General features: G+C 44.1%; 21 protein-coding genes. 11 read left to right on the top strand and 10 right to left on the bottom strand.

Translation table 11 applies throughout. The features are described from left to right. Positions 1 to 92 precede the first annotated feature (92 nt). Complete coding sequence (gene mltG / locus IP485_RS04545; RefSeq protein ID WP_198326218.1) at positions 93 to 1,382, bottom strand: endolytic transglycosylase MltG; 1,290 nt, start codon at positions 1,380 to 1,382, stop codon at positions 93 to 95. Positions 1,383 to 1,534: 152 nt separating this feature from the next. Between mltG and IP485_RS04540 the strand changes: the two genes are divergently transcribed. Further along, positions 1,535 to 2,434, top strand: coding sequence for a DNA adenine methylase (locus IP485_RS04540; RefSeq protein WP_198326217.1), 900 nt, complete (start codon positions 1,535 to 1,537; stop codon positions 2,432 to 2,434). On the opposite strand, the gene IP485_RS04535 is transcribed toward IP485_RS04540, so the two are convergent. Next, on the bottom strand, positions 2,431 to 3,111 hold the full coding sequence (locus IP485_RS04535; RefSeq protein WP_198326216.1) for a hypothetical protein: 681 nt from the start codon (positions 3,109 to 3,111) through the stop codon (positions 2,431 to 2,433). The genes IP485_RS04540 and IP485_RS04535 overlap by 4 nt on opposite strands. A gap of 11 nt (positions 3,112 to 3,122) precedes the next feature. Next, complete coding sequence (locus IP485_RS04530) at positions 3,123 to 3,335, bottom strand: helix-turn-helix domain-containing protein (protein WP_198326215.1); 213 nt, start codon at positions 3,333 to 3,335, stop codon at positions 3,123 to 3,125. A gap of 92 nt (positions 3,336 to 3,427) precedes the next feature. Between IP485_RS04530 and IP485_RS04525 the strand changes: the two genes are divergently transcribed. Beyond that, on the top strand, positions 3,428 to 3,676 hold the full coding sequence (locus tag IP485_RS04525; RefSeq protein ID WP_198326214.1) for a hypothetical protein: 249 nt from the start codon (positions 3,428 to 3,430) through the stop codon (positions 3,674 to 3,676). 2 nt (positions 3,677 to 3,678) lie between these two features. Then, the gene (locus tag IP485_RS04520; protein WP_198326213.1) at positions 3,679 to 4,509 is read left to right on the top strand and encodes a DNA-methyltransferase; all 831 of its coding nucleotides are present in this window, start codon (positions 3,679 to 3,681) and stop codon (positions 4,507 to 4,509) included. Positions 4,510 to 4,514: 5 nt separating this feature from the next. Here IP485_RS04520 and IP485_RS04515 read toward each other — a convergent pair whose 3' ends face one another. Next, positions 4,515 to 5,498: an aminotransferase class IV gene (locus IP485_RS04515; RefSeq protein WP_320159114.1), complete on the bottom strand. Its 984-nt coding sequence runs from the start codon at positions 5,496 to 5,498 to the stop codon at positions 4,515 to 4,517. A 3-nt stretch (positions 5,499 to 5,501) separates the two neighbouring features. Beyond that, the gene (locus IP485_RS04510) at positions 5,502 to 6,173 is read right to left on the bottom strand and encodes a hypothetical protein (RefSeq protein ID WP_198326212.1); all 672 of its coding nucleotides are present in this window, start codon (positions 6,171 to 6,173) and stop codon (positions 5,502 to 5,504) included. Positions 6,174 to 6,527: 354 nt separating this feature from the next. On the opposite strand from IP485_RS04510, the gene aroE reads away from it, so the two are divergent. Next, positions 6,528 to 7,391: a shikimate dehydrogenase gene (aroE, locus tag IP485_RS04505; protein ID WP_198326211.1), complete on the top strand. Its 864-nt coding sequence runs from the start codon at positions 6,528 to 6,530 to the stop codon at positions 7,389 to 7,391. Between the two features lie 46 nt (positions 7,392 to 7,437). Here aroE and IP485_RS04500 read toward each other — a convergent pair whose 3' ends face one another. Next, a complete protein-coding gene (locus IP485_RS04500) occupies positions 7,438 to 8,559 on the bottom strand; it encodes an FUSC family protein (RefSeq protein WP_198326210.1) in 1,122 nt (373 codons plus the stop codon). Between the two features lie 394 nt (positions 8,560 to 8,953). On the opposite strand from IP485_RS04500, the gene IP485_RS04495 reads away from it, so the two are divergent. Beyond that, complete coding sequence (locus IP485_RS04495) at positions 8,954 to 10,774, top strand: acyl-CoA dehydrogenase C-terminal domain-containing protein (RefSeq protein ID WP_194363461.1); 1,821 nt, start codon at positions 8,954 to 8,956, stop codon at positions 10,772 to 10,774. A 142-nt stretch (positions 10,775 to 10,916) separates the two neighbouring features. Here IP485_RS04495 and IP485_RS04490 read toward each other — a convergent pair whose 3' ends face one another. Together IP485_RS04490 and ybaK are read right to left on the bottom strand one after the other, a co-directional pair. Then, positions 10,917 to 11,285 carry a 5-carboxymethyl-2-hydroxymuconate Delta-isomerase gene (locus tag IP485_RS04490; RefSeq protein WP_194363460.1) on the bottom strand — a complete coding sequence of 123 codons (369 nt, stop codon included), beginning with the start codon at positions 11,283 to 11,285 and terminating at the stop codon, positions 10,917 to 10,919. 83 nt (positions 11,286 to 11,368) lie between these two features. Continuing rightward, positions 11,369 to 11,857 (bottom strand): Cys-tRNA(Pro) deacylase, encoded by a 489-nt coding sequence (gene ybaK / locus IP485_RS04485; protein ID WP_198326209.1) that lies wholly within the window; start codon positions 11,855 to 11,857, stop codon positions 11,369 to 11,371. A gap of 246 nt (positions 11,858 to 12,103) precedes the next feature. Here ybaK and plsB point away from each other — a divergent pair, with 246 nt between their 5' ends. Next, on the top strand, positions 12,104 to 14,875 hold the full coding sequence (gene plsB / locus IP485_RS04480) for a glycerol-3-phosphate 1-O-acyltransferase PlsB (RefSeq protein WP_198326208.1): 2,772 nt from the start codon (positions 12,104 to 12,106) through the stop codon (positions 14,873 to 14,875). 148 nt (positions 14,876 to 15,023) lie between these two features. Here plsB and ettA read toward each other — a convergent pair whose 3' ends face one another. Then, the gene (ettA, locus tag IP485_RS04475) at positions 15,024 to 16,685 is read right to left on the bottom strand and encodes an energy-dependent translational throttle protein EttA (RefSeq protein ID WP_194363457.1); all 1,662 of its coding nucleotides are present in this window, start codon (positions 16,683 to 16,685) and stop codon (positions 15,024 to 15,026) included. 447 nt (positions 16,686 to 17,132) lie between these two features. Between ettA and IP485_RS04470 the strand changes: the two genes are divergently transcribed. The 4 genes from IP485_RS04470 to IP485_RS04455 all read left to right on the top strand — a co-directional run bounded on the left by IP485_RS04470 (position 17,133) and on the right by IP485_RS04455 (position 20,880). Continuing rightward, the gene (locus IP485_RS04470; protein WP_198326207.1) at positions 17,133 to 18,389 is read left to right on the top strand and encodes a flavin reductase family protein; all 1,257 of its coding nucleotides are present in this window, start codon (positions 17,133 to 17,135) and stop codon (positions 18,387 to 18,389) included. Between the two features lie 159 nt (positions 18,390 to 18,548). Beyond that, on the top strand, positions 18,549 to 19,976 hold the full coding sequence (locus IP485_RS04465; RefSeq protein WP_227686413.1) for a fatty acid desaturase family protein: 1,428 nt from the start codon (positions 18,549 to 18,551) through the stop codon (positions 19,974 to 19,976). A gap of 163 nt (positions 19,977 to 20,139) precedes the next feature. Then, a complete protein-coding gene (locus IP485_RS04460; RefSeq protein WP_198326206.1) occupies positions 20,140 to 20,433 on the top strand; it encodes a GNAT family N-acetyltransferase in 294 nt (97 codons plus the stop codon). A gap of 153 nt (positions 20,434 to 20,586) precedes the next feature. Continuing rightward, the gene (locus IP485_RS04455; protein ID WP_194363454.1) at positions 20,587 to 20,880 is read left to right on the top strand and encodes a 4a-hydroxytetrahydrobiopterin dehydratase; all 294 of its coding nucleotides are present in this window, start codon (positions 20,587 to 20,589) and stop codon (positions 20,878 to 20,880) included. 78 nt (positions 20,881 to 20,958) lie between these two features. Here the strand turns inward: IP485_RS04455 and IP485_RS04450 are convergent, their stop codons facing one another. Then, positions 20,959 to 21,114, bottom strand: a complete 156-nt coding sequence (locus IP485_RS04450) for a DUF1328 domain-containing protein (protein WP_194363453.1) — start codon at positions 21,112 to 21,114, stop codon at positions 20,959 to 20,961. A 464-nt stretch (positions 21,115 to 21,578) separates the two neighbouring features. Between IP485_RS04450 and IP485_RS04445 the strand changes: the two genes are divergently transcribed. Next, entirely contained in the window at positions 21,579 to 22,865 is a 1,287-nt protein-coding gene (locus IP485_RS04445; RefSeq protein WP_198326205.1) for a saccharopine dehydrogenase family protein, read from the top strand. The last annotated feature ends 38 nt before the right edge of the window (positions 22,866 to 22,903 follow it).

Genomic DNA, 22,903 nt, shown 5'->3' with positions numbered 1-22,903 from the left:
AGCGCCATAGTGAGATTATAGCAATTAGGTTATAGCGCTCAATAAACGATAGGTTTTTTAAGAAAAAGTAGAGGTGCTGCTTTTATAGACAGTTACTGCGCTGCTGCTTGAGATTTTTTCTCACGCATGACGCTCAAATAGTCTTTGACCGCTTGATTGTGCTCAGCCAAGCTGTTGGTAAATTTATGCCCGCCGTTACCGGTTGCCACAAAATAAAGCGCGTCGCTATCGGCAGGATGTAGCGTCGCTTCGATAGAGGCCGCAGACGGTAGAGCAATTGGCGTAGGCGGTAAACCATCGATTTGATACGTGTTATAAGAGGTTTTTTCATCGATATCTCTACGGCGAATATTGCCATCATAACGACTGCCCATACCATAGATAATAGTCGGATCAGTCTGCATACGCATCCCTTTATCCAAACGATTTCTAAACACCGCAGAAACGATAGGACGCTCATCTGATACGCTGGTTTCTTTTTCGATAATAGAGGCCATGACCAGTGCTTCGTAAGGCGTCTTATAAGGTAGGTTTGGCGCACGATTTTCCCATGCATCGGTCAGTGCTTGTTGCTGGCGCTTGTATAGGTCAATGAGCACTTTTTTATCCGTAGTGCCTTCACTATAGTAATAAGTATCAGGAGCAAACCAGCCTTCGAGATTATAATTGACGATAGGGTCGCCACTGTTCGTCACGCTGTCTGGCAATATACCCACCAACTCCAATGCGCTAGCAATACTGGCATTGTCGCTATCTGCGGTCAGCACTTCTTTTTTGATCTTGTCATTATCGCGCAGCACTTGATACAAATCTTTAGAGGTTTTACCTTCGATAATCTGTACCTTTATGACGGCAGCTTTGGCACCTTGCCCTAGTATCTGTAGCGCTTCTGTGATGGTAGGGTTTTCTGGTAGTTGATATGTCCCTGCATGCAAAGACCCATCCATTTGTGATTTAATATACAGCTTAGCCACACTTGCTGAAAACAGCGGGATTTGCTGCTGCCACTGCGGCAATAGACCATAGTAGGTCTGCCCTTTTTCGATAGTGACCATTTGCTTGGGTTGTTCAATACGCCCAAACAATGTCTGATAGACCATCACTAATAAAAACGCAGCAATAAGCCCCAGCACGAGTAACACTTGATAGCCGCGCTGCATAAAAAACGAAGGGTTGTTCACTCTATAACGACGAGGCTTGTTTTCACCACTGATGAGTGAGACATTGGTCGCTGGCGTTACTGATGTTTCTTCCACCTCATCTACCACTGGCTGCGTGTCTGGCAATGTGGTGTCGACACGCTCCTCAACTGTGCCATCTTGGGTATTTGACGGCGACTCATTGGGACGTTCAGGTGGTGTATTGGGTGTAGGTGTGCTCATGGCAACTCGCGAGGCAGATGTTTGCTAGAATTTAGCACTGAACCGTGCGATTTTCAATGGTATTTGCTTAGCTTGTGAATTGATGAGTGAAAAATGCTATAATTTTGCGCTCAAATTCTGCAATAAAATCCATGTAAAGAAGGTTATTAGGAATGGCAAAACCATTTATAAAGTGGGTGGGCGGTAAAAGCCAATTAATACCAGAGATCACTCAGCGTTTACCTGAATATGTGAAAAATGGTATGCCATATATTTATGTCGAGCCTTTTAGTGGTAGCGCTGCATTCGCATTACATCTTTTAGATAGTGAGCACCCTCCTACTGCCGTTATCTTAAACGACATAAACACTGATCTCGTTAATCTTTATAAAGTTATAAAGTCCTATCCTCATGAATTGTTAGCATATCTAAGATTACTTCAATCAGAATATGACCAACTTGAAGATAAGGAAGCTAAGCAGCCTTATTATTATGCCAAACGTGACGAATTTAACACGCGAGAAGCTGATGATATCAAGCATGCTGGTCTATTTATCTTTTTGAATCGTGCAGGGTTCAATGGCTTGTATCGAGTAAACAGTAAGAACAAGTTCAACGTCCCTATCGGTAGCTATAAGAAACCTAATTTTATATTTGAAGACGCTATCTTGAAGGCCTCAGAAGTGCTGAGCAGGGTAGAGATATACAATCAAAGTTATGAGGACACACTCACTCATTTAGAACAATCAAACAAAAGTAGTTTGCCTGCTCTATTTTATTTTGACCCACCTTATAAACCTATAAGCGAGTCTTCTAGTTTCACTTCTTACTCTAAAGATAGCTTTAATGATGAAGATCAGGAAAAATTAAAATCTTTTTGTGATTTGATAGACAAAAAAGGCTATCAGTGGCTGCTTAGTAATTCTGATACAACCAATCTCGATGCTGAAAATAAGTTCTTTGACACTCTATATTCAGACTACAAAATAGAGAGAGTCAAAGCTAGTCGAAGTATTAACTCAAAAGGTTCAAAACGTGGTCAGATCAACGAGTTACTAATTAGGAATTACTAGAGAATGATATTACTTGGAATTTCCCCGTTTTGAATTGCTTTCATGAAATCAGTTTTAAAGTAAAATGCATGGTTTTTATTAGAGACATATCTATTTAAGACTTTTGAATATATAGGGTTATAGCTACCATCCTTCCTTTTAGCGTCTTTACTTCTAATTTGAATGTACTTTCCATTCGAGGTATGGATGTACCCATCATCTGAGCTGTCAAGATGATCTAATATCTGCTGTTTGATACTAAGGAAATCCTGCAAGTACATTTCTTTTAGTGCTCGATTTTGTTCAGAGTCTACATGATGTGCTGGTAAGAAATACCATTCTTCAGGAGAACTACCATCAGGCTTTACTACAGGTAAATAAAGAAGGTTATCAATTTTATCTAGTAACCTGTTAGCTTCTAAGTTCTCATAAAATAAGCTATCAAAATCTTTTGATATTTGAGTGATAAACATAGTTTCACGCGGCATACCATTAGGGTGTGACTTGTTTGTTTTTAATTCTCCATCGCTAAAGTCCGTTAGATTGCTGTTATTCGGCATACCAAGTAACTGTTGCAGAAACTGCCCAGTGTTCCCTTTGTTTATTGTAAAACCTGAAATATCTTCTTGTAACTTCAAGTCTCCAAATTTCTTGTTATAAAGTGCTGGTAACTTTGAAAATACTTCTTCTAGCTTCATATATTGCTACCTTATAGTATAAGTAACTCTGACAAACTGAGCTCAAATGTATTAGCGAATACTTCTATATTCACTAATGCAGGATTACGCTCGCCTCGCTCTATCATTCCAATATAATTACGATGAAAGCCTGTCAGCTCAGCCAACTGCTCTTGACTAAGACTCCTCGCTTTTCGCAATTCACGAATACGTTTTCCAAACTTGATTAAAACTGTTTCTTTCATTTGCATTATTCTCAAGAGTTAGGTATCCTTTAAATACACACAATAAGTGTCATTTTTAATATTTTCAGAGTGTGTTAGATAAGGAACTTCCTGTGATAAATATCGAAAACATGACTATTAACATTGGCACCAGCTCAACAGTACCTAATGAACTATTAGATACTGAAGACTCTGTAGTAGTGAGAGATGAGTTAGTAAACATGCTTCGCATTATTAGTGAAGATAAAAGGTTTGTCGGTCAAACTGTTGTTATTCCAGATGATTGCGGGCAGTATGGTTTTGTACAGGGAGTATTTAATTTACCTGAGCTTCTTTACTTCTTAGCCGATATGCTGGAATAGACATGGAAAGTCATTCGTTTTTTAAAAGTAACAATTTAGATTTTAGCTTGCTCCAAGGTAATTGCTTGTCCATCATTCCTCAGATAGATGCAAAAGTAGATATGGTTTTCGCTGATCCACCCTACTTCTTGTCTAATGACGGTCTAACAGTCAAAAACGGTAAAATCCAGTCAGTCAATAAAGGCCAATGGGATAAGCTTGTCAGTGACGATGACGCTTATACATTTACCTATGAATGGCTTTCTGCTGTACGTGAAAAAATGGCAGATAATGCAACCTTGTGGGTCAGCGGTACGCACCATAATATTTTTACCTTGGGACGTATCCTACCGCAGCTTGGTTTCAAAATACTCAACGTTATAACTTGGGAAAAAACCAACCCACCACCCAATTTTTCCTGTCGGTTTTTCACTCATTCTACAGAGTTTATTATTTGGGTAAGAAAACACCCTAAAATACCCCACTACTTCGATTATGATTTGATGAAGCGGCTCAATAATGATAAACAGATGAAAGATGTATGGCGTTTACCCGCTATTGCCAAATGGGAAAAATCTTGTGGCAAGCACCCAACGCAAAAGCCGCTAGCGTTACTAGCCCAAATTATTTTAGCATCCACTAAAAAAAATGCTTTGGTTCTCGACCCTTTTGCTGGATCTTCGACGACAGGTGTTGCAAGCAACGTCTTAGGAAGACGCTTTATTGGTATTGAGCAAGAAACTGAGTATTTGCAACTTAGCCAAGCGCGCTACGAAGATCTACAAGGCGCTGGTAGGAAAGAGTTTTTCAAACAACATTTTTATCGTTTATTAAACAAAGAAGATAAAAACTAAACGGATTAAAAATTCACAACCTCACCTGACAGCAACGTCAAACTGCTCATCGGCATGATGCCGCGCAGCGCATTGCAAAAGAATAACTGCGTTAATTGAGGCAAGTCTTCATCTGTTAACGGTCTGATCTCAACTGGACACTCCGTACTTGATAAAGCATCGATAATGACTTGGCGCATGACACCAGCGACACCCGATTTCGCCATAGATGGTGTGTACCACTGACCTGTAGTGAGCGTAGTTAGATAGTTGTCATTATTTTCATAATCGTTAGAGAGTTTTGTAGGTTCTGATAATGGCTTATCAGCTAATTGATAAAACACATTGCTCATCGTCCCTTCCACCCAGTGTCCGCTCATATCACGTAGCAGTCCTTCACTGAGGGTTTTTGCGATAGCAGACGCTAGTGGTTCAGCCTTAATCTGTTGCAACTCGCCACTGGCAAGCACATTGTCTAGGCGACTGAGGGTTTTGAGTCCTGCCAGCGTGGGCGGCAAGCAAGCAATTTGAGACGACAGGCATATCGCGGCGGCCACGGGCTGCATCGGTACCAGCTCCCCATCAGGCAAAGTCAATTGCAGCGCAGTAGACACTCGCATCACAGAAGGCTTTAGCCATATCTCACAAGCACTGCCAGACTCGCTTGGCGTATAGCCATACCCTCTGATATCTTGCGCAGCGCGAGTCACTATCAGCTTAAGCATACCCTGCTCTAACTGCTCGGCATACAGTTTTAATACGGCTATTATTTCTGAAGCGTCTATATCAAACTGTAGCGCATCAGCATGAGAGACAAGGCGCTGATAGTGATAATCGTCCCACAGTATCTGTCCATCGATGACACCTATGGTGGTAAAGAACCCATCAGCATAGGCCAATCCACGGTTGTCTGGCGACACGGCTACTATTGCCGAGGCTGCGGCTGTTACCCTATCGTTCTGTGGATATAGACAGACCCAGTGGTTGGGCAGTGGTATCGTGGCGGTCACTGATTAGCTGTCATCTGTTTGAGCGGCGGATTTATTGATGACCAGCATACAGCTATAAAACTCACATTTGGCCAGCTCGACTTTTTGTCCACCGACGACTCTGTTTTTGATGATTTGGCTATTGAGCATATCAGCCACCAGTTTGCCACCGTCATCACCCATCAGCTGACGTGATAGCTGGTAGGACTTTTTGGCATGGTTTTGGCTGAGCTCTTTTTCTTTGTCTGAGTCGGTAGGATTGGCGTAATACCAGCCAAGCTCTAGATATTTTTCGGAATCAATAATATCCAAATATGGTGCATCGTTTTTCATGAAGCGATATTTGGCAGCAGGGTTACTGGCATAGTCTAGGCTGTTTTCGTCGGTGCTCATGACCTTACCAAATGCGGACTGAATACTGTCTAGCTCAGTGGTGTTCAGTGGCGCGGCCGCACTAGTGCCCCATGCTGCGACATCATATTTGACAGGCGTTCCTTGCTGCGCCGTTGCCCCGTCCAAATCAGGGTTATCGGCAGTACTGTCTTGCACTGGTGTATTCGTCACTGCCTGCTCATTACTCTCAGCGTTTGCATCTGGGTTTTGAGCCTCTTCTTTTGTGCTGTCACAGCCACTGAGTGATACACCAACTGCTATGATCGTAGCTGATAGAAGGGTTTGTAGATTATGATTCCACATGAATAGTTTACTCACACTTTTAGTTGATCTCAAAATATTAAGAAGCTGGCAAAATGCCGCTGATAACCAAAAATTCAATAAAGGATGTAACCTGATAGTTGTTAGCGCTCGTTAATGTAGAAGGCTTATGATTTATAGTTTACCCAACTGCTTAGCACTTGACTAGCTTTTACGTTACACCGAACACGCCCAGAGAGTACAGATTTGTTAACTATATCACTGGCCAAAAACCCTCTTTCATAGAAGGTTACTTGGACGCGTGCTTGATTTGTCAATCATCACATTATCGCTTATGATGACCGCGTATCTGTTTTTTACTGCTCTCTCTTGTCGCCTTTCGCCACTGGACTTCCTATGACCCAACACTTTATCGTTATCGGCAACCCCATTGCCCACAGCAAATCTCCTGAGATTCATGAGCAGTTCGCGGTACAAGCTGGCATCGATATCAGTTATCAACGTCAGTACTGTCCTGATGATACTGCCAGTTTTATTGCAGTGGTGGAAGCTTTTTTTAATGGTGGCGGTGTGGGTGCGAATGTGACGGTACCATTTAAACAATTCGCTTATGATTGCTGCGCGGCACGCGGCGGACTATCAGCGCATGCCAAAACCGCAGGCGCCGTCAATACGTTATCGATCAATCAAGCGATGCTACAACAAGGCGCTTCGTTAACAGAGGCGCTATACGGTGACAATACCGATGGACAAGGGCTTATCAATCATATAAATAGCTTAGATTGGCCGTTGACTGGTGCTCGTGTGGCACTGATTGGCGCAGGCGGCGCAGCACGTGGTGTCATATTACCGCTTATTGAATCGGGTATAGGTACGCTCACTATCGCCAATCGCACAGAGAGCAAAGCGACCAATTTAGTAGATGAGCTGAGTACCGCGAGTGAGACTATCGGTAAACACAGTATCAAAACTTGTGCGACCAGTGAATTGACCGGACAATTTGATATCATTATCAATGCCACGTCTATCGGCTTATCAGGCGACACATTGCCGCTGGATGATAATCTACACTGCCAATACGCTTATGACATGATGTACGGACGTCCGCTACCATTTTTACAGCACTTTGCTGCGCGTGACGCGCAAACATCAGAAGGCTACGGCATGCTTATCGGACAGGCAGCGCTGAGCTTTGAGCGCTGGACTGGCTACCAAATCGATGTTGCAACAGCCACCGAAACATTGCGTCAAAACAAATAACGCAGACTATTGAGCAACATTCAGTGTAACAAGCAGCGACTGGCTATCAGCTAAAGCGTGTTAGCAGCCAATTTTCTAGACGTCGTAGCGGTACACGTAATCGCGTGGAGTGTATCGCTAACCCACCGCCCAGACCAATCGCACAGCCAAGTGCGGTATCGATCATTCGCGCGTGAATGATAAATTCAGCCACAGGCGGTGCAAGCATCGTGCTGCCGTATTCTGCGATAAATATCGTCAAAGGCGTGATAAATATCACGGCGATGCCATAATGCCGATCGACAAACGACTCAATCAACAGCATCATAAGTAGTATCGCAATGGCAACGCCCCATACTGACAACCCCCACGATAGCATCCAACCAGCGACGCCCATCCCAACCAACGTGCCCAAAAGACGATGTAATTGCTTGATCCATATTGTCCGCATCTGCATGCCTTGGATAATGATAAAGCAGCTCATGGCCGCCCAATACGGATAAGGCATCTTTAACAATACGGCAATTACCAGTGCCAGACTGACAAAACTCACCACAATGAAACTATCACTGAGCATATCTGGCTCATAGCGATAGGTAGGTGCAGAAACAATAGGACGTGTCGCGAGTAAAAATAGCGTATAGAGCAGCGCCAATAACATCGACGAGCCGCTACCCAACAACACAAGCCCGATCGCTGAAACCACATCCTCAAGCGGTACAGGGATAAACAGCGCAATCGCACCCGCCATCAATACAAACAACCCGGCTGGTGGCGGCTGTCGATAGTAACGACCCAGCATCACCACACCAAAACCAATCAGCATAAATACAGGTAGTCGCAGTACCGGCAACTGCTGTGCCATAAGCCCCAGTGCAAAACTGAGTATCATGGCAAACCCCCACGCCATGACCGTTACTAACCGATAAGGTAGGGCACCGACCAATGGCAAGTTCAAAATAATCATCGACCCAAGCGAGGCTTTGATGCCAGAAGATAAGTCGCCAAAGTAAGCACCCACGAACACTGGGAAGCTGATAGCAATCGCCGCAATAATCGGCATATGCCATGGTCTTTGGCTACGATTGACGGTCAGTAAATGATTCAGCTCACCACCGATAAGCAATGCCATACGATCTAATAACATGGATAACCATGACCCTCGTCTCTGTTTTTTTATCACAGTCATAAATGGCTTCCTTTGTATGATAAGTCCATTCTTTTGACGCTTTGAATGCTTATTATCGTCTATGACACATAAGTGAAGAGCACTGATAAATAGTATTAAATTAAAACTAAATGTAATGTATAATATTGTTATACATGAATAATAGTTATTAATTGTATATTTGTCACTCTATAAGATTTATAATCATATCAACACCATAATAGCTGGGATGACTAAAATCACCTTAACCCTCATGGCACTTAATGCTAATAGCCAGAAGCGCCGTGTTTTAGCCAGCCACATAATAATCTTTATTATCTACTACATCCAAAATAAGTGAACATCGTTTACCTAAGCTGTGACTCATATACTGCGCCATAAGCCTATTATAGCGAACCAACCAAAGAGAGCGATTATGTTAACTTACAAAGCACCTCTACGTGATATCAAATTTTTGATTAATGATGTATTTGATTTTCAAACCCACTATAAAAGTCTAGATAACGGCGAAAACGCTGACCCTGAAACAATCGATATGATTTTGCAGGGCATGGCTGACTTTGCTGAAAACGTCCTTGCCCCTATCTATCAATCAGGTGATGAAGAAGGCTGTCATTTCGAAGATGGCGTAGTCACCACACCAAAAGGCTTTAAAGAAGCGTATGCCCAGTTTGTAGAAGGCGGCTGGCAAGGTATCTCATACCCTGAAGAGTACGGCGGTATGAACCTGCCAACGTCAATCAACTTAATCAAAGCTGAAATGATAGGTACGGCTAACTGGCCTTGGGCGATGTACCCTGGCCTATCAACAGGCTGTATCAACACCCTACTCCAATACGGAAGTGATGAGCAAAAAGCGCTGTATTTGCCAAAACTAATCGAAGGCTCGTGGGCTGGCACTATGTGTCTGACTGAACCACAATGTGGTACGGATTTGGGTCAAGTTAAATCAAAAGCCATTCCACAAGATGACGGCAGCTACAAAATCAGTGGTACCAAAATCTTTATCTCAAGCGGCGAGCATGACTTAACAGACAACATCGTTCATATTGTCTTAGCACGTCTACCGAACGCACCAGAAGGCACGCGCGGTATCTCGCTATTTATCGTACCGAAATTCACGCCAAACGCGGAAGGCGAATCTGGCGAGCGTAATGCGGTAGTCTGTGGTTCGATTGAACACAAAATGGGTATCAGCGCGTCTTCAACGTGTGTATTGAACTTTGATGGTGCGACTGGCTACCTGATTGGTGAACCGCACAAAGGCCTAAAAGCCATGTTCACCTTTATGAACACTGCTCGTATCGGTACTGGTATCCAAGGTCTGGCGCATACTGAGTTGTCTTTCCAAAACGCCTTACCGTATGCAAAAGAACGTCGTTCTATGCGTACGTTATCTGGTACTAAAGATCCTGAAAAAGTAGCAGATGCCATCATCCATCATGCTGATGTACGCCGTATGCTATTGACGCAAAAAGCCTTTGCTGAAGGCGGTCGCTCGATGATTTATCACTCAGCGCGCTACGCCGATAAAATGGCACAGGGCATCATCAACGGCGATGATGAAGAGTTTGAAAAATGGGATGATAAATTAGGCTTCTATACGCCAATCCTAAAAGGCTTCTTGACTGAGCTAGGTATCGAAGCGGCCAAACATGGCCAGCAGATCTATGGTGGCCACGGCTATATCAAAGAATGGGGCATGGAGCTGATCGCTCGTGATGCGCGTATCGCAACGATGTACGAAGGTACCACTGGCGTACAGGCGCTTGATTTGCTAGGTCGTAAGGTTATCTTGCAATCTAAAGGTAAAATCATCCGTGATTACACCTCTAGCATCATGAAATGGTGTGGCGAGTATGCGCTTGATAAAGACATGCGTAAATTTGTTTGGGCACTGACTAAGCTGTGTGCTGAATGGAACACCTTGACCGTACGCTTGATGCTAATGGCACGCAAAGATCGTGAAATTATCTCAGCTGCATCAGATGACTTCTTGATGTACTCAGGCTATGTGATGATGGGTTATCACTGGGCACGTATGGCAGCAGTGTCGTACGAAAAACTCAAAAATGGTGGCACTGAATCACCAGAGTTCTACAAGGCCAAAATTCAAACAGCTGAATTCTACTTTGATAAGTTATTGCCACGCACTTCAGGCCATGCCGAAGCTATGGTCGCACCAAGCGACAGCATGACCTCTATGGAAATTGAGAACTTCGCTTTCTTAGACTAAAACTGACTAAAATTGTAGCCCTAATCAATAAAAAAGCGCCTATCATTTAGGCGCTTTTTTATTGTCTGACCAAAACCAGTCAAGCTACTTTTGGGCTGTGCAGATCATTAGAGTGAGGTGTATTTTTTATTAAGGCCGTTTATTAGAGCATTTTCTTATGATAGACCGCACTAATCTCTTCGACTTCGACACATATTTGCAATGCGACTCGGCCTGACTGCTCGGCACCTAGTATATCTTCTATGGCTGTCGTCAGTAGCTCTGCCAACTGATTGCGAACGGCGATATCGCGTCCCGTCATCATCTTTAGATGGGCATAAATAAATCCATTGGCCTGCTCATCATCTTCCACACCCACCAAAAATGTCTGGATAGGTAGGATACGCGCTTTGATATCAGTTTGTTGTTTGAACTGACCACTGTCCCATAGCACTTTATTGAGTGATTTGAGCAATGATTCCTCATGAGCAATACTGACGTTAGGCGTCACTTGAATGGTTAAATGCGGCATCGGTATGTCCTTATTAAGTATAAATAAAAAGTAATAGATAATCGGGTATGGCAGTTTACGTTTACTCTCACTGCCGTAAGAGGTTATTCGTCCGTAATATCTGTAAAGACAGCAGCCAGTGTATTGGCCAGTTGCATCGGTGGCAGCTCAATCTCTAGGCCGCGGCGACCACCACTCACATAGATATTTGGCTGCTCTTGAGCAGTCATATCTATCACTGTTTTTAGACGCTTTTTTTGACCCAATGGACTGACGCCGCCCAGCACATAGCCTGTACTACGCTCTACTTGTTTGGGATCTGCCATCTGTACTTTTTTGCAGGCCAGCAATTTATGAGCAGATAAGGCTTTGGCCATTTTTTTAAAATTAAGCGTTTTATCCACTGGCAATATCGCCACCGCAAGCGCGCCTGTGTCCGTCGCTACAACGAGCGTTTTAAACACTTGTGTCACAGCCACGCCAAGCTTTGCGGCGGCTTCTAAGCCAAACGAGGCTGCATGGCTGTCATGAGTGTATTCGTGTACTTGATAATCAAGCCCAGATTTTTTGGCAAGGTCGATAGCTGGCGTCATAAGGTTTTGTCTTCATCAAATAGACATAAAAAATAGATATTAAACTGAATAATCAGCAATTATGCAAATGTATTATTGCGCCAAACGCGTTAACTTTCAAACACCTGAGCATGTGTAAGATTGACCACTCACTGCAGCGTAACTAGGACGTATTAATATTGGCAGTATGTACAGACACTATATATCGCTTTGATAGCTTTTATGGCATCATAAGCGCAACATATTTGACTAATTTTGATATCCATTATGATACCCAGTTTCTTAAAGAATAAGTTCCTAAAAAAACGGATTTTTAAAGCGCCCGTGGCAACTGATAGCACGGCTGAAACGGCGACTGATTCAGCTGCCATCAAGCCTTATGCTAATGCACCGATCAATCAGCTCTACCGTAAGCTGTCGGGTCAGCTACTCGACGTCGCCGTCAAGCCCAAGCTATTAGGTGAGCTGCCTGAGTTCGATAATGACGATCAGACAATCAGATTTTATGTGTTGCAAGATTATTCTCGCTCCAACAGTATCTTGATTGACTTACAGACCCAAGAGCATAAATTACCACCCGCCTTGGTTGGGGTATATGATGCCGCGCACGATATCAAAGAAAATGCGGCCATTATATTTTTGAATCATCCACACGCCAAAGACAGCCAGCTATCACCTCGCCTGTCTCGTTTGGTCTCTGCGGTACTGCAAAACCCTGAACTAAAGGTACATCTGGTACCGGTATCTATTCTTTGGGGTCGCGCACCTGAAAAAGAGGACTCGCTGTTCAAACTACTGACGGCAGACAACTGGCAAGATCCTAGTATCACAAAACAGCTATTTAATATCGGGGTGATGGGCCGCGATACTTTTGTACAGTTTCATCCACCGCAGGATTTGCGCACGCTTATTAATAGTCATCTGAGCGGTGACGTAGAAGGGCCTGCTATTTTTGATTCGGTTGCGTCTGACACGCAAAAGACAGCATCAACCAGTACGCATCCTGATTCATCAGTGCAAGCTGATAAGTTACCCAGCTATGCATTAGTCGCAGCAGCGGATAGCAACCGTGAACTGGTTCGGTCTCTACAGCAGCAGCTATCGACTTATTTGGATAAGCAGCGTGCCAGCATGCTCGGCCCTGATCTATCAGACAGACGCAACTTGGTAGACAAATTGGTGTACTCGCCTGCCATCAAGCATGCGATAGAGATGGAAGCCGCCGAGACCGGTACCAGCGTTCGAGAGGCTCGCAGTCAGGCCAGAGGCTATGCCAATGAGATGGTCAATGACTATTCGCACTCTATCATCCGCGGGTTTTATAAGTTTTTGACTTGGTTGTGGACGCAGTTATATGATGGCGTCGAAGTACATCACTTTGAGCGCGTACGTGATCTTGCAACCGATTATGAGCTGATTTATGTGCCTTGCCATCGTAGCCATGTTGATTATCTACTACTGTCTTATGTCATCTACAAGCGCGGCCTGAGCATCCCTTATGTGGCAGCAGGTGATAACTTAGATGTGCCTGTATTAGGGCCACTATTGCGCGGTGCCGTCGCCTTTTATATACGTCGCAGTTTCCGTGGTAACGCGCTGTATACCGCGGTATTGCGTGAGTATATGCACACCCTTATCACACGTAACACGCCGATTGAATACTTTATCGAAGGTGGTCGCTCACGTTCGGGTCGCTTGCTGCCACCTAAAATGGGTATGCTGGCGATGACGGTACACAGCCAATTGCGCCAAACCAATAAGCCTGTGGTGTTCATTCCAACTTATATTGGTTACGAGCGTATCATGGAAGGTGGCACTTATATTGGTGAGCTCAAAGGCAAGCCAAAAGAGTCAGAGTCTCTGATCGGACTGCTCAAAGTGGGTCGTAAGATTGAGCGTATCTTTGGCAATGTGCATTTAAGTTTCGGGACACCACTGCACCTCACCGAATTTATGAAAAAGTTTGATGTGCCTGCCAGTAGTTTGCCCTCAGACCGCACGGACTCGCCGCTCGATGAAAAAACCAGCGCCATGGTTGATAACATCGGCGTAAAAATCATGCAGCATATCAATAAAGCTGCGGTTGTGACTCCTGTATCGCTGCTATCATTGGTCCTACTATCAGCACCGAAAGCAGCACTGGATGAAAATAGCTGCCGCGAGCAAATCGCATTGTACCAAGGTCTAGCGCAGCAGCTTGCTTATTCAGATGATACTGTCATCACCGATATGACGCCGCAGCAAATCATTGATTATGGTATCAAGCTCAAGCTTATCGAGCGCACCCCGCATATTTTAGGTGATATTATTCAAGTCGCAGGCAAGCAAGCGGCACTGCTGAGCTACTTCCGTAATAATATTTTGCATGTCTTTATTCTGCTGTCTTTCTTATCAGCGCTCGTGGCACGTAACGGCCGTATCAAACGCAGTCGTCTAGATAGTATCGCCGAGCAGTTATATCCGTTCTTGCAAAGCGAGCTGTTTTTGTATTATCCAGCGCATGGTCTAGCTGAAACCCTCAATAAGAAAGTCGATAGCCTACTCTCTCATGGACTGATCGTTGAATTGGGTGATGGCGTGCTCAGCGTTCCTGAATCGAACAGCAAGTCTTATCAGCAGCTACAAGCCCTAGCAACACCCGTTGGACAGAGTCTTGAGCGTTACTTTATGACGCTTGCCCTACTCGCGCAGCAAGGCTCAGGTAATTTGACCGAAAACGAAGTCGTTGATCTGTGCCATTTGCTTGGACAGCGTTTGTCTGTGCTCTATGCAGATGATATTCCTGATTTCTTTGATCGCGCCTTGTTCACCAGTTTCATCGGCGCTTTGACCCGTCTTGATTATCTACAAAAAGACGAGGCTGGTGTACTGACCTTTGATCATCGTATCAACGACATTGCGCATCATGCCAAGTACGTCCTAACGCCTGATATGATGCAAATCTTGCAGCAAGTTGCGAGCTTAGATGAAGAGGAAATCACTCACGCGATTACTGAGATTAGCAATAAAAAGCAGCGTAAATTTGGTCTTAAGCGCTAATCTATTAAGTGGTAGGCCTTTAATTAATTGCCGCTTAACCGATAACCTCTAACTAACGCTAACGTCTCGCCAAGTCAGACAAATAAAAAAAGACCTCTAATGATTAGAGGTCTTTTTTTATTGCGTTTGAATAGTCTAAAAAGCCGTATTAGTTGGTAATTTTCTTATACTTGGCACGTTTAGGACTGGCGTCATCACCCATGGTCTTTTTGCGATAGGTTTCAAACTCAGAGTAGTTACCATCGTACCAAACAGGGCCTTCTTCTTCGAATGCCAAGATATGAGTGGCGATACGATCAAGGAACCAGCGATCATGCGATACGACCATGACGGTACCTGGGAATACTTGAATCGCATCCTCTAGTGCACGTAAGGTTTCGATGTCCAAATCGTTTGATGGTTCATCGAGTAGCAATACGTTTGCACCCTGCTTTAGGGTTTTTGCCAGTTGCAGACGGTTACGCTCACCACCTGATAGCTGACCGACACGTTTTTGCTGATCTGAGCCTTTGAAATTAAAGCGGCCGATATACGCACGGCTCGGCGTGGTGTAATCACCAACCGTGATGATGTCAAGACCGTCAGACACTTCTTCCCAAACGGTTTTGCTATCATCTAAGTGATCACGTACCTGACCAACATAAGCAACTTTAACACTTTCACCCAAATCAACAGTTCCAGTATCTGGCGTATCGCGTTCAGTAATCATGTTAAATAGCGTGGTTTTACCCGCACCATTTGGACCAATGATACCGACGATCGCACCAGCTGGCACGTTAAAGCTGAGGTTTTCATAAAGCAAACGATCGCCAAATGATTTAGAGATATCGTTAATCTCAATAACCTTGTTACCCAAACGTGGACCAGGTGGAATATAAATTTCAGCCGTCTCATTACGCTGCTGGAACTCAGTTGAGTTCAACTCTTCAAAACGCTGTACACGAGACTTAGACTTGGCTTGTTGGCCTTTTTGGTTTTTACGAATCCACTCAAGCTCTTTTTTCAGCGCTTTAGCAAATGACTCTTCTTGCTTGTTCTGCTGCTCTAGACGCGTGTTTTTTTGCTCGAGCCACTCAGTATAGTTGCCTTCATACGGATAGCCATGGCCACGGTCAAGCTCTAGAATCCACTGAGCAACGTTGTCCAAGAAATATCTATCATGGGTAATGGCAACGATAGTACCGCTGTAGTTCTGCAAGAACTGCTCTAGCCATGCGACGGATTCTGCGTCCAAATGGTTGGTCGGTTCGTCAAGTAATAGCATGTCAGGGCGAGACAATAGCAAACGGCACAGTGCCACACGGCGTTTTTCACCACCAGAGAGTTTGCTAACGTCCGCATCCCATGGTGGCAGACGTAGCGCATCGGCTGCTTTTTCTAACTGGTTGTTTAAGTTATGCGCATCCCAAGCTTGGATGATGTCTTCCATCTTACCTTGCTCTTCAGCCAATTTATCAAAATCAGCATCAGGCTCTGCGTATTCTGCATAGATAGCATCTAGACGTGCGAGCGCATCTAATGCTTCACGCATACCGTCTTCGACATTACCACGAACGTCTTTACTGTCATCAAGCTGTGGTTCCTGTGGCAAATAGCCGACTTTGGTACCAGCTTGCGCGCGTGCTTCACCACTGAACTCAGTGTCGACGCCTGCCATGATACGTAGCAACGTTGATTTACCTGAACCGTTGATACCTAGGACACCAATTTTGGCACCAGGGAAAAACGACAGATTGATATTTTTTAAAATTTCACGCTTAGGGGGAACAAGTTTTGACACGTTGTTCATCGTGTAAATATATTGAGCCATTAACACTCCGATAGACTGCATAGAAGAGAACAGCAAATGCAACTCGGCGATGATGCCAAGCGTGCCGTACCTCAAAATCAGGGTTACAAATTATAGGTCATTATCGCATTGTGGCGCATACCCTGCAAGCTGACAGGTTGTTTTAACACCTGTTTTGCTAGTTTTGTCACCGTCAGCGATACTTTAACGCTAAAAGCCACTAAAAATGTATGCTGCCAATGACATGGTTAACATTTTGATTCAATACTGTTTTATAAAGCCCACAAAAAATAGCATCAAAACTTTCGCAAATTTAATCAATAGCCGTTAGCATGTTAGGGTAACTTAATAGACGTGAGCAGATTGAGTTGAGATACAGTCGATAAAACCATCAATAAGACCATCGATACTCTGACTGAAAATTTGTGACGTACACCCTTTAATAGCATTCATAAAGGTATCAATTATATGGCCACCGGCTATCGCCCTGAAATTGTTCAACGTGCGTTTGTCGATTTTATCGGGTCGCGCCTGCACCCGTTTCGGTCACTAACCACACCAAAGCTGCGCCTCGTTGAGCGGTATGATCTGAGTGACGACCTGATAGCGCTTCGATTTGAAACCAACCGTGCTTTTAGACAGCAAACGAATGGTGCAAAATCAGGCTGGCAAGGCGGTCAGTATATTGATTTGCGTGTTTTGATTGATGGCATTTATCATCAGCGCAGTTATTCGCTGGTTGGTTTGGCCAATCAGCCCCTATGGTGGCACGATGCCACTGTCGATATCGATGTCGATGTCGATGTCGATAATAATCCTATCAAATCCAAGCGCCATACGGTGACGCTTGCGATTAAGCCGCAAGGTATGGTCTCCCATTACTCGACCAAGCATCTACCGATTGGCGCGACCATTAACACGAGCATCCCACGTGGTCATTTTACGTTGGCACAGTCATTGATGACCGCGCAGAGAGAAGCTTCGGATAGAGAGCACTCAGACAAAGAAAATTTTCAGAAAAACACGTTGCTGTTCATCGCAGGTGGCAGCGGTATCACCCCCATGCTAGGGCTCATTACTCAAGCATTAGAGGATCAGCATCAGGTCGTACTGCTGCACTACAACCGCAGTGCATTGGCTGCATTCACTCAGCAGTGGCAGCAACTGATTGCATTATATCCAAACTCATTTAGGTATCATCTGATTAATACGAAAGACCAAAACAGCTACTTGTCAGGTAGTCGACATTTAACGACAGACAGCTTATTATCATTAAACCTACCATGGGCAGATACGCAGATATTTGCGTGCGGCTCACAGGCATTATTGGCTGGTTTATACCAAGCAGCGACGGACATCACACTACCGCAGGGCCAGTCTCTACGCGACAGCATTACGATAGAAAACTTCGGCAGTGCGTTGGCTGATATTAGTTTTGACCGTCACCAAACTGGCGATAAAGCAGTCGATATACAAGAACACACTATTTATCTGCGAGCGCGACAACGGCAGTTTAGCAGTGACACGACATTGCTGGTGGCAGCTGAGCGTGAAAATATACGCTTAGCCTATGGTTGCAGGCAAGGCGTGTGTCAATTATGCCGCTGCAATAAAGTGAGTGGTGTGGTCAAAAACATTCAAACCGGTCGGCTAAGTGGCGATGGTTATGAGCCGATTCAGACTTGTATCAACGTTGCAATGACTGACGTGGTATTAGATATTTAAAATATACGATTGATTAATCGCTAGCCAGTTTAACAACCCTTTGCTATTTCGTATTACGTGCCAAATTTTGTATCAACGCTGTCTGTGTGAACACTCAGCCGACTCATTAAACCGAACTCAGTACTGCTTATTCGTGCCATGTCGGTTAAGGATTTATTTATGCGCTTATTACCCCCTATTATGACGCCGAAATCTGCTGTACCGATTTTTACTCCGTTGTCAGGCAATCAACTGGCAAGTCAAGCACGTGTGCCGCTCGCGCCAAAAGCACCTTACGCTCATGATAATAATGCCGCCAATGACAGCACAAAGTCCGATCAGGCTTTCTCTTCAGTTCGGTATCCAACGCTGACAAGTGCACCCTTGACCAAAGCACAGAGCGATGCGTTAGCCGTAGAGCTAAACGAGATATATGCAAATGTGATGGACTCATTAGGTAACGACGATACCAAATACATTCAGCGGGTTTATGCCACAGTGGTCTATAGTGAAATTATCGCTCGTGGCCTGCTCGCAGCAGCCGGGCGCATGCCATTGAAACGCAGTCTGGCCGCTACTTGGCTTCTTGGTACTTCATTACTTAGTTTTAGCAAAATACTCAACAATATGGAGCTGGGGCATAATGTCATGCATGGTCAATATGACTGGATGCAGCACCCTCATCTCAACAGTCAAAAGTTTGATTGGGACATCATTTGCCCTGCCCCGTTATGGCAACACTCACATAATTATTTACACCACACCTTTACCAATATCGTAGGCCGAGATCATGATGTGGGTTACCATTTGATTCGGGTCACTGATGAGCAGCCTTGGGTACCAGAAGACCGTTATAACCTGCTCAGTACCGCAGGATTGGCACTTGGCTTTGAGTGGGCCGTTGCCTTTCATGATATTCAGATCAGCGCCGATGAGTATGCGGACTCACCTGATTTGCATGACATCATGCAGCAGAAATCTCGCGCCTTATTCGCCAAGATTGGACGTCAAGTAGGCAAAGACTATGTTGCATTGCCAGCGATAGCCGCAATAACCCTAGGTCGTCGCAGCGCACTCAGCACATTGAGCGGAAACATGACGGCAAATACTGTCCGTAATCTATGGACGTGGGCAGTGATTTTCTGTGGTCATTTCACAGAGCAGGCACATATCTACACTCACCTCGATGCTGATGAAACCAAAGGCGACTGGTACGTACGCCAGATACTGGGCTCGAGCAACATCAAAGGCAGCAAATGGTTTCATATCTTGACAGGCAACTTATCCCATCAGATTGAGCACCATATCTTCCCTGACATGCCCGCCCGCCACTATGCAAAGATTGCGCCCCAAGTGCGAGCCCTATGTCTTAAATATGGTCTGACGTACAACACAGGCAGCTTTGGCACGCAGCTTCGACAAGTCATTGGTCGTATTCACCACTTTAGCAAACCTAGCGTCCAACAGCTGCAAGAGTATGAACAATCTATCTCGAATGCTGATAATACTGTCCGCCACAATGCCCAGACAGAAATCCAAGCTGAAGGCGGCCTCAGTCGGTTTTTGCCACCAGTGGTTCAAAAAGCCATATCCTATGCATGGGGTTAGGACAAAAAATCAGTATTTGAGGTATGGATGAGATTAACGATTGCCCTATCCGTTATTACGGTAAGGGTCTAGATTGTTTGGCATTGATGCTACATACTAAACTAGCACTATTAAAATATTCAATTACTAATAAAAATTCGATAATAATAAGTGGAGTTTATCAATGAGCAATCAAGATTCTAAATCAAACCTAGATATTACTCACAATGAGTCAGCAAAACGTTTTGAGACAACCATCGACGGTCAGACAGGTTATATCAGCTATCAGAATAATGAGGATAAGCTGGTATATGACCACACTATCGTCCACGAGCAATTGGGCGGACGCGGTGTTGGTTCGGCATTAGTGAAGCATGCTTTGAACTATGCACGTGAGCAAAATAAAAAGGTCGTGCCGCAGTGCTCATTTGTTGCCTCGTATATCAGCAAACACCCTGAATACCAGGATTTGGTTTAAACTGTCGCGGCTCATTATTTAATAGCATCGAGAAAGCCCAACATTGAGCACATTAGAGATATAATATATCTATCTTAGATTAGGAGAGACACGTAGCACTACCCTAGTAGCACTTTTAATAAACCAATCGACATAACAATAAAGGTTATTAATATGAGTAGTTTATCTGACAAACAAATCAATATGCAGCTGGAAGATCTGCCGGGCTGGCAGCGTGATGGCAATAGTATTGTCAAAACCTATCACTTTAGCGATTTCATTGAAGCCATGAGCTTTATGAATCAAGCAGCATTCCATGCTGAAGCAATCGAACATCATCCTGAATGGCGTAATACGTATAACATAGTAGAGGTACGCTTAACCAATCAGGATACAGGCGGTATCTCTAGTTTGGATATTCGCTTAGCAAAGCGCATGGAGCATATCGTTCAGCCAAAACGCCTATAAAATCTAAGCACAAAAAAAAGTCCTCGATTGAGGACTTTTTTTGCTTGAAATATATTGTCTTTAACAGCGCCTTTCAAATTACATTTTGCGGCTGACAAACGCGACAATGAATAAGATGACTGCAACTGCTAAAAAGATATATGCTAAATTAGCAGATAAGCCAGCTACGCCGCCAAAACCTAGGAAACTTGCCAACAGCGCAACCACTGCAAAAATAATAGCCCATCGAAACATAGTATTCTCCTCAAATAATTGTTAAAAAACCAGGTAGTGAACTTATATAGTATCCATTTAACTTTTTGTTTTTTTAATACTGGTCATATCTGTGTACAAACATAGAGTAGCAATATTTTTTTCTAAAAAACGTGCACTTTAGTAATGATGTCGGTAGGTTATGTAAACTTTGTAGCAAGTCGTCATACCTTTTATTTTTTCTTGTCTCGGTGAGTGCAAATTGAACATTAGTATGCTTAGCGAGGATGATAATTTAGCAGATTTATGTGGATTTAACTATATTTTATAATGTCGTATAGATAACTCTATCATTGTCTATCAACAATTTAGCATCACGATGACATTTTTTGAGACAGAAGTTTACCAATGGAAACTGTAGCGACCCCATAAACTCCTAACGTATCCAAACAACTTGGTTTATAGTTTACTGTCTATTCATCATACATTTATTAAGGACAATACCTATGAATACCGAGACGGATACCGCAGACTTAACATCACAGAACACTAGTGAAACGCGCCCTTATGCCGTTGTGTTATACGGTGCAACCAGTTTTGTGGGACAAATCACTGCTCATTATTTGGCCACGTTTTTGGCTGATGCCAAAAATACAGATGGCTCTGCTGTCACCTGGGCAATCGCAGGGCGTGACGAAGACAAGCTGAATAAATTGCAGTCCAAGCTTGATAGCCAAGTCGATATGATCATTGCCAACAGTAAAGACACGGCCAGTCTAGATGACATGACCAAAAAAACTAAAGTCATCATCTCAACCGTAGGGCCTTATCTTAAATACGGTGAGCCTTTGATTAAATCTTGTACCAAAAATGGTACCGATTATGTCGATCTGACTGGCGAGGCGATATTTATCAAAGATATGATGGACAAATATCAAGACGCTGCCAAGCAAAGCGGTGCACGTATCGTCAATTCATGCGGTTTTGACTCTATTCCATCTGATTTGGGCGTTTACTTTACGCAAGCCAAAGCAGAAGAGGCATTTGGTGAGAGATGTAATGTGATTAACATGCGTGTCAAAGCAGCCAAAGGCGGCATCTCTGGCGGCACTATCGCCTCGATGGCAACTATCTTTGAAGAAGCCGGTCAAGACAAAGCACGCCGCAAACAAGTGGCCAATCCTTATCTGCTGAATGACGACACCGATGCGCCAAGCGTGCGTCAGGATAATGTCAGCAAACCGTTATATGACAGCGAGCATAAACGCTGGCTGGCGCCTTTTGTCATGGCAACCATCAATACGCGTATCGTACATCGCAGCAATCAATTGCTAGGGTATGACTATGGTCGCGATTTTAAATACGATGAAGCCATGTGGATGCCGGATGGTATCAAAGGAAAAGTCTCAAGCTATGCCATGAGTGCAGGTTTATTGGGTTTTGCCACGGCCATGATGATCAAACCGAGTCGTGAGCTACTCTCCAATCATGTACTGCCCAAAGCAGGATCAGGCCCCTCTAAAGACGATCAAGAAAATGGCTTTTTTGATATTCGTCATTTTGGTCAAACCACCAAACATGACACCATCACCGTTAAAGTGACAGGCGATCGAGATCCTGGTTATGGCAGCACCTCTCGTATGCTGTCACAAGCAGCACTATGTCTCGCGCTAGATGTCAGCAAAGAAGAGGTCGGCGGTGGATTTTGGACACCTGCTGCTGCCATGGGTGACAAGCTCATTACTCGCTTAGAAGCACATGCTGGTCTCAGCTTTGAGGTGATTGACAGCTAACTGGTTAGCCTTTCCTTTTCCATCTTTGAACACCGTGT

This window comes from Psychrobacter sp. NG27 (assembly GCF_016106655.1).
Lineage (GTDB): Bacteria > Pseudomonadota > Gammaproteobacteria > Pseudomonadales > Moraxellaceae > Psychrobacter.
This window is presented reverse-complemented; position numbering and strand designations above follow the sequence as displayed.

Excerpts from the sequence above, each read along its gene's own strand:
- IP485_RS04470 (WP_198326207.1), top strand. The coding sequence starts at position 17,133 with ATGGCCACCGGCTATCGCCCTGAAATTGTTCAACGTGCGTTTGTCGAT.
- IP485_RS04500 (WP_198326210.1), bottom strand. The coding sequence starts at position 8,559 with ATGACTGTGATAAAAAAACAGAGACGAGGGTCATGGTTATCCATGTTA.
- plsB (WP_198326208.1), top strand. The coding sequence starts at position 12,104 with ATGATACCCAGTTTCTTAAAGAATAAGTTCCTAAAAAAACGGATTTTT.
- mltG (WP_198326218.1), bottom strand. The coding sequence starts at position 1,382 with ATGAGCACACCTACACCCAATACACCACCTGAACGTCCCAATGAGTCG.
- IP485_RS04445 (WP_198326205.1), top strand. The coding sequence starts at position 21,579 with ATGAATACCGAGACGGATACCGCAGACTTAACATCACAGAACACTAGT.
- IP485_RS04460 (WP_198326206.1), top strand. The coding sequence starts at position 20,140 with ATGAGCAATCAAGATTCTAAATCAAACCTAGATATTACTCACAATGAG.
- IP485_RS04535 (WP_198326216.1), bottom strand. The coding sequence starts at position 3,111 with ATGAAGCTAGAAGAAGTATTTTCAAAGTTACCAGCACTTTATAACAAG.
- IP485_RS04510 (WP_198326212.1), bottom strand. The coding sequence starts at position 6,173 with ATGTGGAATCATAATCTACAAACCCTTCTATCAGCTACGATCATAGCA.
- IP485_RS04455 (WP_194363454.1), top strand. The coding sequence starts at position 20,587 with ATGAGTAGTTTATCTGACAAACAAATCAATATGCAGCTGGAAGATCTG.
- IP485_RS04540 (WP_198326217.1), top strand. The coding sequence starts at position 1,535 with ATGGCAAAACCATTTATAAAGTGGGTGGGCGGTAAAAGCCAATTAATA.
- IP485_RS04450 (WP_194363453.1), bottom strand. The coding sequence starts at position 21,114 with ATGTTTCGATGGGCTATTATTTTTGCAGTGGTTGCGCTGTTGGCAAGT.
- aroE (WP_198326211.1), top strand. The coding sequence starts at position 6,528 with ATGACCCAACACTTTATCGTTATCGGCAACCCCATTGCCCACAGCAAA.
- IP485_RS04530 (WP_198326215.1), bottom strand. The coding sequence starts at position 3,335 with ATGAAAGAAACAGTTTTAATCAAGTTTGGAAAACGTATTCGTGAATTG.
- ybaK (WP_198326209.1), bottom strand. The coding sequence starts at position 11,857 with ATGACGCCAGCTATCGACCTTGCCAAAAAATCTGGGCTTGATTATCAA.
- ettA (WP_194363457.1), bottom strand. The coding sequence starts at position 16,685 with ATGGCTCAATATATTTACACGATGAACAACGTGTCAAAACTTGTTCCC.
- IP485_RS04490 (WP_194363460.1), bottom strand. The coding sequence starts at position 11,285 with ATGCCGCATTTAACCATTCAAGTGACGCCTAACGTCAGTATTGCTCAT.
- IP485_RS04520 (WP_198326213.1), top strand. The coding sequence starts at position 3,679 with ATGGAAAGTCATTCGTTTTTTAAAAGTAACAATTTAGATTTTAGCTTG.
- IP485_RS04465 (WP_227686413.1), top strand. The coding sequence starts at position 18,549 with ATGCGCTTATTACCCCCTATTATGACGCCGAAATCTGCTGTACCGATT.
- IP485_RS04495 (WP_194363461.1), top strand. The coding sequence starts at position 8,954 with ATGTTAACTTACAAAGCACCTCTACGTGATATCAAATTTTTGATTAAT.